A 13,982-nucleotide genomic window follows, 5' to 3' on the forward strand; every position below is an offset into this window, starting at 1 on the left:
TCTCTCCTCGGAGCTTCGTTGCCTCGGAGCCTCAGGGCTTCAGTGCGGGTTGAATCCGGCTTCGAGCTCCTCGATCTGGCTCTGCGCGAGGCCGAGGAGGGGGAAGTCGGACGGCGTGTGTCCACCGGCCGTGGGATCGGTGGTGTGGGCGGCGAGACCGCCGAGCATGTCCAGCCAGAGCTGTCCGATGCGTTCCGCCGCGGTGTTGTCGACGGCGCGGCCCGCCCAGCTGAGCGAGACGGTCAGCTCGGGCCCGTCAGCAGTGTCCACGATGGCCGCGCCCGCTTCCAGCGCGTGCATGGACGGCATGTCCGGGTCGGCCGAGCCGCCGATCGCCGTGTCCCCGGCCATCTGCCAGGCCGCGACCGTACGGCCGTCGGACGGGTCACCTGCGGTGAACCGGCCCAGGTAGTTGAAGCCGATCTGCGGGCCGGGCAAGGCGGCAAGCACGGGGCCCGTGTCGGGGTTCAGGTGGCGCAGCAGGCCGTATCCGAGGCCGTCGCCGGGCACCGCCCGTGCCTGTTCCTTGACCGCCTTCAGGAGTGCTCCGGCGGCCGGACCGCCGTCTGCCGCTTCTGTCAGGTCCACGTCGGCGACGGCGAGGCGGAGCGGGTGCGTGCTGGTGAACCAGCCCACGGTGCGCGAGAGTTCGGCGCCTTCGACCGGTTCACGGCCGTGGCCCTCGATGTCGAGGAGTACGGGGTCGGGGAGTACGGGCCCGCCCTCGCCGCGCCAGTGCGTGACCGCGCCCGCGAGCGTCGCCAGGAGCACCTCGTGGACCCCGCAGTGGAACAGCGCGGGGGTGCGGCCCGCCAGCGTGGCGGCATCCCTCCGTGGGACCTGCCAGGACACGCGGCGCGTGGTCTCGGCGGTGTCCACCGCCGGGTCGAGCGCACGTCGGCCGATGAGCGGCTCGGTGCCGTCGAGGAGGGCCGTCCACGCGTCGAGCTCCGCCACGCGGTCCGGTCCCGTCGCCTGTGCCGACAGGAGGTTCGCCCAGCGCCTGAAGGAGGTCCCCACCGGGTCGAGCACGGGTTCCTGGCCCGCCGCCGCGGCCTCGCAGGCGAGGGCCAGGTCGGGCACCAGGATCCGCCAGGACATTCCGTCCACGGCCAGGTGGTGGACCATCAGGACCAGTCGGCTGGTCCGTGCCGGGCCCGCGTCCACCCACACGACCTGGAACATCGCGCCCGTCGCGGGGTCGAGGCGCTCGGCGGCCTCCTTCGCCGCACGTTCGGCGATCTCGTCCAGTGATCCGTCCGCCGCGTCCTCGGCGGCCACCCGGGTCACCACGGTCGCCGGGTCAACGGATCCTCGTTCGCCGACGACGAGCCGCGGTTCGGTCACGTCGCCGTTTGTGCCGTCGTCGTCCGCCGTGACCACGCGTGCGCGCAGCATGTCGTGGGTGTCGATGACCGCGCCCACGCCGGTCAGGAGTACGTCGTGTCCGAGGCCGGCCGGGGCGCCGATGACCGCCCACTGCGCGAACCGCGGCCGGAGCGCGGGCTCGCCGAGCTCCCGCATCACCGGGGTCAGGGGCACCTCGCCGACGCCGATGTCCTCGACGGCGGTGTGGCCGGAGCCGTCGACCGTTTCCGCCACGGTGGCGAGGCGCTCCGGGGTCTTCTCCTCGAAGATCTGCCGGGGTGTCACCACGAGGCCGGAGCGGCGGGCGCGGGAGGCCAGTTGCATCGAGGAGATCGAGTCGCCGCCCAGCTCGAAGAAGCTGTCCGTGACACCGACCCGTTCCAGGTTGAGCACCTCGGCGAACAGGCCGCACAGCAGGGCCTCCGTCTCCGTGCGCGGCTCCCTTCCCGAGACCTTCCCCGCGAAGTCGGGGGCGGGCAGCGCACGCCGGTCCACCTTCCCGTTCGCGGTGAGGGGCAGCCGCTCCAGCGGGACGAACGCGGACGGGACCATCGAGGCGGGCAGCCGCTCGGCCGCGGCATCGCGCAAGGCTGCCATGAGCTGATCGGTCTGCCACGCCTCCGTGGGGTCGGCGACGACGTACGCCACCAGCTGGTGCTCGCCGGCCCTGCGGTCGTCGCGCGCCACGACCACCGCCTGGGCGACCCCGGGGTGCGCGGCGATGACCGCCTCGACCTCGCCCGGTTCGATCCGGTGGCCGCGCACCTTCACCTGGGCATCCGCGCGCCCGATGAAGACGAGTTCGCCGTCGTCGGTCCAGCGCACCAGGTCGCCGGTGCGGTACATCCGCTCGCCGGGCACGTACGGGCACGCCACGAACCGCTCGGCGGTAAGACCGGGCCGCGCCCAGTATCCGCGGGCCACTCCCGCGCCCGTGACGTACAGCTCGCCCGGCGTTCCCGGCGGGACGGGCTGGAGGAAGCGGTCCAGGACGTACACCTGGACGTTGGCCATCGGGCGGCCGATCGGCACCGCGTCCCGGCCCGTTCCCTCGTCCGCCGACAAGGGCGCGCTCATGGCCGCGCACACGGTCAGCTCGGTGGGCCCGTACGCGTTCACCATGCGCCGTCCCGTGGACCACCGGTCGACGAGCGCCGGGGGACACGTCTCGCCCGCGACCACCAACGTCCGCAGTTCCGCGGGGAGTTCCTCCTCCACCGCGAGGACGCTCGGGGGCACCGTCACATGGGTCGCCCCCCAGGTGCGGGCCGCCTGTCCGAGCGGCACGTGGGGCGGCAGGGCGTCCGCACCCGGAACCACGAGGGTGCCTCCCGAGAGCAGCGCCATGCACAGTTCGGAGACCGCCGCGTCGAAGCTCGGCGAAGCGAACTGGAGCACCCTCGCGTCCGGCCCCACCGCGAACCGCTCGATCTGCGCCCGCGCCAGATTGGCGAGCCCCGCGTGCGGCACGACCACGCCCTTCGGCGTGCCGGTCGACCCCGAGGTGTAGATCACGTAGGCCGCGTTGTCCGCGCCCAGCGGTCCGGTGCGTTCCGCGTCGTCGACGGGTCCGGCCGTCTGTTCGGCGACTGCCGTGGTGGCCTCCGGGTCGTCGGTGACGATCAGGTGACCCGCGAACCCGTCCGGCACCAAGGCACGCGTCTCCCGCGTGCACAGCACCACCGCCGGGTCCGCGTCCGCGAGCACGAACGCGACGCGCTCGCGCGGGTATCCCGGGTCCACCGGTACGAAGACGCCGCCCGCCATGGACACCGCGAGGAGGGACACCACCGTCGCCGCCGATCCGGGTGCCAGCACGGCCACGCGGCGCTCAGGACCCACGCCCGCCGCGATCAGACGGCGGGCCCAGCGTCCCGCTTCGGCCTCCAGCTCTCCGTACGACAGCGTCCGCTCGCCCGACACCAGGGCGACGGCATCGCGCGACCGCGCCACCTGCCGCCGGAAGAGCTCGGGCAATGGCTCGGCGGCCACGAGGACCCGCGTGCGGTTCCACTCGCCGACGACGAGCTCGCGGCGCGTCCCGCCCAGGACGCCCACCCGTGCGACGGGCGCCGACGGATCGGCGGCCATCCCTTCGAGCACGCAGCCCAGTGCCGCCACCATCTCCTCGGCCCAGGCACGGTCGAACACGCCGGGCCGGTAGATGAATTCGCCATGCAGGCGATCGCCGGGCACCGCGATCAGCGTCAGGGGGTAGTGGCCCGTGTCCTGCGGTGTGCCGCCGGGGAGGATGGACAGGGTGTCGGGCGAGGGCTCACGGAGCGGCGGGCGCGGGTAGTTCTCGTACACGACGAGCGTGTCGAAGGCGGCGCCGGGGCCCGCGAGCCCGCGGATCTCGGAGAGGCCGATGTGCTGGTGGGACATGAGCGCGACCTGCCGCTCCTGGAGCCCGGTCAGCATCGCGGCGACCGACTGCTCCGCCGCCAGATCGACCCGGACGGGGAGCGTGTTGATGAACAGGCCGACCATCGACTCCACGCGGGGCAGCTCGGCGGGCCGCCCGGCCGCCGTCGCGCCGAACACCACGTCCGTACGTCCGACGAGCCGGGCGAGGAGGAGCGCCCAGGCGCCCTGCACGACGGTGTTCACCGTCAGGCCGTGTCCGCGCGCCAGGCCGACGACACCGCGGGTGAGTTCCTCGCCGAACTCGAAAGGCACGCGTTCCGGCACGGCCGGCGCGGCGGAGGGATCCTCGGGCACCGTCAGCGTCGGTTCGTCCGCGCCCGCGAACTCCCTGCGCCAGGCCTCGCGCGCCACCTCCTTGTCCTGCCGTTCCAGCCAGGCCAGGTACTCCCGGTACGAGGTCGCGGCGGGCAGGGCACGGCCGTCGCCGCCTGCCGCGTAGATCTCGGACATCTCGGCGATGAGCACCGGCAGCGACCAGCCGTCGGTGACGATGTGGTGGTTGATGACCACCTGGGCATGCCGGTTCTCGCCGAGACGGATCAGCAGCAGGCGCAGCAGCGGGGCCACCGTCACGTCCAGTCGGCGGGCACGCTCTTCCTCGACGATCCGGTCGAGAGCGGCGCGGGCCTCCGGTGCCGGGAGTGCCGACAGGTCGACCTCGTGCCAGGGGAGTTCCACTGACCGGGCGATGGCCTGCACCGCCTGGCCCGACGCACGCCGGTGGAAGCTGGCCCGCAGGATCGGGTGCCGGCTGAGGATGGCCTCCCATGAGGCCCGCAGCCGGTCCACGTCCAGCGGCCCCTCCAGGTCGAGTACGCGCAGCCCTTCGTAGAGGTCCGGTCCCTGCTCGTCGAATCCCGCGTGGAACAGCAGCCCTTCCTGCAACGGAGAGAGCGGCCACACGTCGGCCAACTCCGATACCGCTGCTTCGAGTTCGTCGACCTCGTGCTGCGCGAGGTCGAGGAGCGAGAAGTCGGAGGGGGTGTGTCCGCCCGCGGTGGAGCCGGTGGCGGCATCGGGCGGGGGGGCGGTGGTGTGGGCGGCCAGACCGGCGAGCAGGTCGAGCCAGAGCCGGGCGAGGTGCTCCGCCTCCGGCTCCTCGATCACGCCGCTGGGCCACGTCAGCGTGACCGTCAGCTGCGGCCCCTCGGGGGTGTCCTGCACGGCGGCACCCGCCTCCAGGGCGTGCAGGGCGGGCATGTCCGGGTCGACCGAGCCGCCGATCGCCTCACCGCCTGCGAGCTGCCAGGGGGCGACCGGGCCCGCCGCTGTCTCCGCCATGAACCGGCCCAGGTAGTTGAAGCCGATCTGCGGGGTCGGCAGGGCCGCCATGGCTGGTGCGGTGTCGGGGTTCAGGTGGCGCAGGAGGCCGAAGCCGAGCCCGTCGGCCGGTATCGTCCGCGCCTGCTCCTTGACGGTCTTCAGGAGCGTTCCGGCCGCCGGGCCGCCGGTCCGTGCCTCGGCCAGGTCGATCCCGGCCGCGTCCAGACGGACGGGGTGGGTGGTGGTGAACCAGCCGACCGTGCGGGAGAGTTCGGCGCCCGCGAGCGGCTCCCTGCCGTGGCCCTCCACGTCGAGGAGTACGGAACCGCTCGCGCCGCGCCATTGCGTGACCGCGCCCGCGAGCGTCGACAGGAGCACCTCGTGCACTCCGCAGTGGAACAGCGCCGGTGTGGCGCCCGCAAGAGTGCTCGCGAGGTGCGGCGGCACGGTCCACGAGCGGCGGCGCATGGTGGCCGCGGTGTCGAGTGCCGGGTCCAGTTGCCGCTTGCCGAGCGGGAGTTCGGCCGGGCCGAGCAGAGCGGTCCAGTCCGCGAGCTCGGCGGTCCGGGCTTCGGCGGCGGCCTCCGTGACCAGGACGTCCGTCCACTGCTTGAACGACGTGCCCACCGTGTCGAGCTCCGGCTGCTGTCCGGCCGCCAACGCCTCGCAGGCGATCCGCAGATCGGGGACGAGGATGCGCCACGACAGTCCGTCGACCACCAAGTGGTGCACGACGAGGGCCAGTCGGCCGGCCCGCTCCTCACCGGCGTCCACCCAGACGGCCTGGAGCAGTACACCCGCCGAGGGGTCGAGGCGCTCGGTGGCCGCACGGGCCGCCTCGTCCGCGAGCTCGTCCAGCGCTTCGGCCGGTGCGCCCGTCGCGTCGACGCGCGTGACCAGGGACGCGGCATCGACGGAGCCACGCGGCCCCACGGACAGCCTGGGTCCGTCCGAGCCGTGCTCGCCGGCTCCCCCGCCTGCCGTGGCGCGGGCCCGCAGCATGTCGTGCGTGTCGAGGACGGCTCCCACGGCACCGGCCAGCACATCCCGGCCAAGACCTGCGGGGGCGCCGACGATCGTCCACTGCGCGAACCTGCCGCGCAGGCCGCGCTCGCCCAGCGCTCGCATCACGGGCGTCCAGGGGACGTCACCGATACCCGATGCCGCGGTGGCCGTCTCCGCGCCGACCTGCCGGGCCACGGCCGCGAGGCCCGCGGGGGTCTCGTGCTCGAAGACGTCCTGTGCCTTGAGGAGCAGGTTCGCGCGGCGGGCACGGGCGACCAGTTGCATCGACATGATCGAGTCGCCGCCCAGCTCGAAGAAGCTGTCGTCGGGCCCCACCCGTTCCAGGCCCAGCAACTCGGCCGTCAGCGCGCACAGGACCGCCTCGGCCTCCGTGCGCGGTTCACGCCCGGTGACCTTGCCCGCGAAGTCGGGGGCGGGCAGGGCGTCGCGGTCGACCTTGCCGTTGCGGGTCACCGGGAGGGTTTCCAGGGTGAGGACGGCGGTGGGGACCATGTACTCGGGCAGCGTCGCGGCGACATGGGCACGGACGAGCTCGGGGTCCGGCGGCGGGCCGCTGCCGTCCGGGACCACGTAGCCGACGAGGCGGCGCTCCGCCTGCCGGTCCTCGCGGGCGACGACCACGGCCTGGGCCACGGCGGGGTGGGCGGCCAGGGCCGCCTCCACCTCGCCCAGCTCCACCCGGTAGCCACGGATCTTGACCTGCGCGTCCGCGCGCCCGACGAAGAGCAGCTCCCCGTCCTCGGTCCAGCGCACCAGGTCGCCGGTGCGGTACATCCGCTCGCCGGGTGCGTACGGGCAGGCCACGAACCGTTCGGCGGTCGGGCCCGGGCGATCCCGGTAGCCCTGCGCCAACCCGGCACCCGCCACGTACAGTTCACCGGTCACGCCCGGCGCCACCGGCTGCAGGAACGCGTCAAGGACGTAGGTCCGCCGCCCCTCCATCGGACGCCCGATCGGCAGTACGGAGTCCATCGCGTCGCCCGGCTCCAGCACGTGCCAGGTCGCGCAGAGGGTCACCTCGGTCGGGCCGTACATGTGCCGGACGGTGACATCCGGGCAGACCTCCCGCAGCCGGGCCACCGATGCGGCCGGGACGACGTCGCCGCCGGTCAGCACCTCGCGCAGCCCGGTGAAGCAGTCGGGTGTCTCCTCCGTCAGGGCGCGGAACTGGCCGGCCGTGGCATGGACGGACGTCACCCCGCGTTTCACGTGCTCGCGCATCCGCTGGGCGTCCACCACTCCGTGCTCTGCCATGACCACACGGCCACCGGAGGCGAGGGGGACCCACATCTCGTAGAGCGACACGTCGAAGGCGTGCGGGGCGTGCATCAGGACCGCGTCGTCCGTGCCCACGGACCAGCCGCGCTCCCCCACCAGCGCCGCCACGCTCCCGTGCGGCACGGCGACGCCCTTGGGGGTGCCCGTGGACCCCGACGTGTACATCACGTACGCCACATCGTGTGCGGTCACCGGGACGATCGGGCCGTTGGTCCCGTACGCCGCCAGCGCCACCCGCGTCCGAGAGTCGTCAAGGACCACGACGGGGGCGGCAGCGATGTCCGGCACCCCTCCTCGGCTCCGCGACGAGCACACCACTGCCGCCGGAGCCGCGTCGTCCACGACGAAGGCGACCCGTTCCGCCGGCCACCCCACGTCCACCGGCACGTAGGCGGCACCGGCCCGCCAGATGCCCAGGAGCAGCGACGGCAGGTCCGGCGACCGCTCCGTCACCACCGCCACACGGTCACCCCGGCCCACACCCAACTCCACCAGATGTGCGGCCCATCGACCCGACTCCGCCCACAACTCCTCGTACGAGACCGTCCGTTCGCCCTCGACGGCCACCGCGCCCGGCGCCGACGACGCCACGCGCTCAGCGATCAGCTCAGGCACGGTCACGCGAGGCGCTTGTGCCCCCGTGGCGTTCCACGCCTCCACGACCGTTGCGCGGTCGGCGGCGTCCAGCGGGCTCACCTGTGCCACCAACAGCGCGGGCTCCGCGAGGAGTTGCTCAAGGATTCGTACGACCTGACGTGCGGTCCGAAGGGAGTTCTCCCTGGTGATCAGATCGGGCCGGTAGGTGACCAGGACGCGGAGCCGGTCGGCGGGGACGATCCCGACCGCCAGCGGGTAGTGGGTCCCTGCCAGGGTGCTCAGCTGGGTGATCGTGACCTCGTCGGCCGCGGGACCGCCGTCCGGTCCGGGCAGCGTGGCCGAGTTCCGCGGGTAGTTCTCGAACATCATCATGGTGTCGAAGACCGCGCCGGGCCCTGCGACTTGCTGGACCTCCGACAGTCCGAGGTGCTGGTGGGCGATGAGAGCGGACTGGTGTGCCTGGAGCTCGGCGAGCATGTCCAGGACCGGCTGACCGGCGTCGAGCCGCACGCGTACCGGCAGGGTGTTGATGAAGAGCCCGATCATCGACTCGGCGTCGGGAAGCTCCGGGGGCCGCCCCGCGACGGTGCCGCCGAACACGACGTCCGTGCGACCGGCGAGCCGCGCGAGGACCATCGCCCACGCACCCTGCACCACGGTGTTCACCGTCAGCCCATGGGCGCGGGCCAGTTCGGTCAGCGCCCGGGTTCGCTCCGGGGAGAGCTCCGCGGAACTGACTTCGGGCGCGACGGGTGGCCGGCCCGGGTCCGCGGGCGCCACCAGCGTCGGTTCGTCCGCTCCGGCCAGCTCCGCCCGCCAGGCGGCCCGTGCGGCCTCCGCGTCCTGCTGCTCCAGCCAGGCCAGATAGTCGCGGTAGGAGGCGGTCGGCTTCAGGTGCGTCACGTCGCCGTTCGCCGCGTACAGCGCGGACACCTCGTTGAGGATGACCGGCATGGACCAGCCGTCCACCAGGATGTGGTGGCTGGTGACGGCGATGCGGTGCCGGTTCTCGCCGAAGCGGATGAGCAGCAGGCGCAGCAGTGGCGCCCTGGTCAGGTCGAAGCGCTCCGCCATCTCACGCTCGGCCAGGCGCTCGGCCTCGGCCTGCGCTTCGGCCTCCGGCAGGCCCGACACGTCGGCCTCGCGCCAGGGGAGTTCCACGCGCCGCGCGACGACCTGTACCGCTTCGCCCGACTCCGGCCGGTGGAAGCTCGCCCGCAGGGCCGCGTGCCGGGTGAGGAGCGCCTCCCATGCGGCGCGCAGCCTGCCGACGTCCAGCGGCCCGTCCAGCGCCATGAGCCGCTGACTCTGATAGACGTCCGGGCCTTCCTCGTCGAACGTGGCGTGGAACAGCATCCCTTCCTGCAACGGCGACAGCGGCCATACGTCGGCCAACTGCGGTTCCGCTGCCTCAAGTTCCGTCACGTTGTGCTGCGTGAGGGCGAGGAGCGGGAAGTCGGACGGGGTGTGTCCGCCGGCCGCGGGACCGGCGGTGTGCGCGGCAAGGCCGCCGAGGGCCTGCTCCCACGCGCGGCCGAGCTCTGCCGCGTCGGAATCGTCGAGGAGTCCGCCGGGCCAGCTCAGGGTCACGGTCAGCTCGGGGCCTTCGGGGGTGTCCTGTACGACGGCGCTGGCTTCCAGGGCGTGCAGCGCCGGTGTGTCGGGGTCGATCGAGCCGCCGATCGCCTCGCTTCCGGCCAGTTCCCAGGGGGCCACTGTGTTCTTCGCCGCGTCGGCGGTGAAGCGGCCCAGGTAGTTGAAGCCGATCTGCGGACGCGGCAAGGCCGCTAGGAGCGGTGCCGTGTCCGGGTTGAGATGACGCAGGAGCCCGAAGCCAAGACCGTCGCCCGGTATCGCCCGCGCCTGCTCCTTGACCGCCTTCAGCAACGCCCCGGCCGCCGGACCACCCGACGCCACCGCACCCACGTCCACGGCCCCGACATCAAGACGCACCGGATGCACACTGGTGAACCAACCCACCGTACGCGACAAATCCACCTCACCCGCCTGCACACGGCCATGCCCCTCCACATCCACCAGAACCCCAGGAGCCGCCTCCTTCCGCCACAGCGCCACCGCACCCACCAGCGCCGACAGCAGCACCTCATGCACCCCACAGTGGAAAACCGCCGGCGCCCGACCCACCAAAATCGCCGCCCGCTCCGCCGTCACGGTCCACGACCGGCGGTGCATGGTCCCGGCGGTGTCCCGTTCCGGCACCAAGCCCCGTGTTCCCAAAGGCTGTTCGGGCGTGCTGCCGAGCAGCTCGGTCCACTCGGTGAGTTCGGCCGTCCGGCGTTCGCCGGTCGCCTCTTCCGCCAGTGCTTCCGCCCAGGCCTTGAACGGCGTACCGGTCGGGTCCAGTTGCGGCTTTCGACCTGCTGCCACCGCCTCGCACGCGGCACGTAGATCCGGCAGCAGGATCCGCCACGAGACGCCGTCCACCACCAGGTGATGCACGACGAGGACCAGCCGTCCGACACGCCCCGGACCGGCGTCCACCCACACGGCTCGGACCAGCGCACCCGCGCCCGGGTCCAGCCTTTCCACCGCCTCGCGCGCCGCCCGTACCGCGACGTCATCCAGCGAGTCCGCCGGCGTGTCCTGCGCACCGACAAGGACGACCAGGTCTTCGGCAGAGACCGAACCCCTTTGCCCCACCGTCAGCTTGGGGCCGTCACCGCCGGTCGTCACGCGTGCCCGCAGCATGTCGTGCGCATCGAGCAGGGCGCCCATACCGCCCGTCAGCACATCCCGGCCGAGATCCGCCGGGGCGCCGACGATCATCCACTGCGCGAACCCACCGCGCAGCCCGCGTTCCCCCAGCTCCCGCATCACCGGCGTCCAAGGGACGTCGCCCACACCCGCGTCGCGCGCCCGCGCCACGGCCGGCGCGGCACCCCCGGCTTCCGCGACGCGTGCCAGCCGCTCCGGGGTCTTCTCGTCGAAGACCTGCCGAGGCGTCACCACCACGCCGACCCGGCGGGCTCGCGCGACCAGTTGCATCGACATGATCGAGTCGCCGCCCAGCTCGAAGAAGCTGTCCTCGACACCGACCCGCTCCAGGCCGAGCACCTCGGCGAACAAGCCGCAGAGGGACGCCTCGGTCTCCGTGCGCGGCGCGCGCCCGGTCGCCCGTGCCGCGAAGTCGGGGGCGGGCAGGGCCTTGTGGTCGACCTTGCCGTTGCGGGTCACCGGGAGTTCGGCCAGGGAGAGCACGGCGGCCGGGACCATGTAGTCGGGGAGCGTCCTGGCCACATGGGCGCGGACGAGTTCGGGGTCCACTCCCTCAGGTCCTTCGGGCACGACGTAGCCGACCAGCCGGCGTTCGCCCGGACCGTCCTCACGGGCGACCACGACCGCCTGCGCCACCGCCGGGTGCGCGGCGAGAGCCGCCTCCACCTCCCCGAGCTCCACCCGGAAGCCGCGCACCTTGACCTGCGCGTCCGCACGGCCGACGAAGAGCAGCTCACCGGTGTCGGACCAGCGCACCAGGTCCCCGGTGCGGTACATCCGCCCGGCCGGTACGAACGGGCAGGCCACGAAGCGTTCCGCCGTCAGCTCGGCGCGGCCCCAGTACCCCTGGGCCAGGCCCTCGCCCGCCACATACAGCTCCCCGGTCACTCCCGACGGGACCGGCTGGAGGAACGCGTCGAGGACGAACACCCGCCGGTTGCCCAGGGGGCGGCCGATGGGCAGCACCGACCCCACGGCGTCGTCCGGGCCCCAGAGCCGCCAGGTCGCGCACAGGGTCACCTCGGTCGGCCCGTACAGATGCCGTACGACCACATCGGGGCAGGCCTCGCGCACCCGGGCCACCGCACCGACCGGGACCACGTCCCCGCCCGTCAGGACCTCGCGCAGGCCGGTGAAGCACTCGGGCGACTCCCCTGCCAGGACGCGGAACGAACCGGCGGTCAGATGCACCGATGTGACCCCGCGGGCCACGTGCTCCTTCACCTGCTCGGCGTCCACCGCGCCCGGCCCGGCGACGACCACACGGCCTCCGGCGGCCAGCGGGACCCACACTTCGAAGAGCGACACGTCGAAGGCGTGCGGGGCGTGCATCAGGACCGCGTCGTCCGCGCCCACGGACCAGCCGCGCTCCCCCACCAGCGCCACGACGCTGCCGTGCGAGACGGCCACGCCCTTGGGCACCCCCGTGGAACCCGACGTGTACATCACGTACGCCACATCGTCCGCGCCCACGAGCACCGGCGGATCGGCGGCCGCGGGCGCGGCGCGCACGGCCCCCAGCACGCGCGGATCGTCGACCACGACCGGCTCAGGACCGCCTGGCACGACGGCCCGGGTCTTCTCCGTGCACAGCACGACGACGGGAGCCGAGTCCTCTAGGACGAAGCCCACGCGCTCCGGCGGCAAGCCCGCGTCGACCGGCACATAGGCGGCGCCCGCCCGCCACACGCCCAGCAGGATGGGCAGCAGCTCGGCCGACCGCTCCATGACGACCGCGACGCGGTCACCGCGCCGCACCCCCGTGTCCGACAGATACCGGGCCCAATGCCCGGACTCCTCCCACAACTCCCTGTACGAGAAGGACCGTTCACCCTCGACGGCCGGTGCGTCCGGCGTCGCTGCCACGCGTTCGGCCACCAGCTCCGGGACCAGGCCGCGCGGCACCTCCCCCGCCGTGCCGCCCCATCCCTCCACGACCAGGCCGCGCTCCGGCGCCGCGAGCACCCCGATCCGTCCCACGAGGACGGCCGGATCCGCCACCACCTGTTCGAGCACGCGCACCAGCCACGCGAACACCGAGTCGGCGGTCTCGCGGTCGAACAGGTCGGGGCGGTAGTCGAGCTTGCAGAGCATCCGCTCGCCGTCGGGCGCCACCACCAGCGTGAAGGGATAGTGCGCGGTCTCCTGGCCGACAGCGACGCGCACCCCGAAGGTGTCCGGCGACGGGGGCTCGGCGGGCGGGCTCGGATAGTTCTCGTACACCACGAGGGTGTCGAAGACCGCGCCTTTGGAGTCGGCAAGTCCCTGCACCTCGGGCAGCCCGAGGTGCTGATGGGCCATCAAGGACGACTGACGTTCCTGAAGTTCGGCGAACATCCGGGCGACCGGCTGACCGGCGTCGAGGCGGACGCGTACCGGCAGTGTGTTGATGAACAGACCGACCATCGACTCGACGCCCGGCAGCTCCATCGGCCGGCCCGCCACGGTGGCACCGAACACGACGTCCGTGCGCCCGGCGAGCCGCGCGAGGACCAGCGCCCACGCGCCCTGCACCACGGTGTTCACCGTCAGCCCATGCGCGCGGGCGAACTGCACCAGACCCCCGGCCAGTTCACCGGGGAACTCCTCGATGAGGCTCTCCGGGGGTAGCGGCGACCGGCCGGGGTCCTCGGCCGCGACCAGCGTCGGCCCGTCCGCCCCGTCCAGTTCCGCCCGCCAGGCGGCCCGCGCCGCCTCCTTGTCCTGACGGCCGAGCCAGGCCAGGTACTCCCGGTACGACGTCACCGGCGGGAGCCCCGAGGTGTCGCCGCCCGCCGCATAGGCCGCCGAGAGTTCGCCGAGCAGCACCGGCATGGACCAGCCGTCCATCAGGACGTGGTGGCTGGTGACCACCAGGCGGTGCCGCTCGGCGCCGACCTTGATCAGCAGGAGCCGCAGCAGCGGCGCCTTCGCCAGGTCGAACCGCTCGGCACGCTCCCGGCCCGCGAGCTTGTCCGCCTCGGCCGACGCGTCCTCTTCCCGGAGCCCGGAGAGGTCGGCCGCACGCCACGGCAGTTCGACGTCGCGCGCGATGACCTGCACCGCCTCGCCGGTCCTGCGCCTGCGGAAGCTCGCCCGCAGGGCGGCGTGCCGGGCGAGGAGTGCCTGCCATGAGGCCCGCAGCCGGTCCGCGTCCAGTGGGCCGGTCAGTTCGAGCAGCCGCTGCCCCTGGTAGACGTCGGGACCCTCGCTGTCGAAGGCGGCGTGGAAGAGCAGCCCTTCCTGCAGTGGCGACAGCGGCCACACGTCCTCGACAAGGGATCGGGTCATCGCTTCTCTCCTCAGAG

The 13,982-nt window shown here is 73.2% G+C and carries 1 protein-coding gene; it reads right to left on the reverse strand.

Translation table 11 applies throughout. The features are described from left to right. Nucleotides 1–39 precede the first annotated feature (39 nt). Entirely contained in the window at nucleotides 40–13,965 is a 13,926-nt protein-coding gene (locus AB0E78_RS31305) for an amino acid adenylation domain-containing protein (protein WP_361839550.1), read from the reverse strand. Between the last annotated feature and the right edge of the window lie 17 nt (nucleotides 13,966–13,982).

The sequence above is a fragment of the Streptomyces sp. NPDC032198 genome, from assembly GCF_040636975.1.
GTDB lineage: Bacteria > Actinomycetota > Actinomycetes > Streptomycetales > Streptomycetaceae > Streptomyces.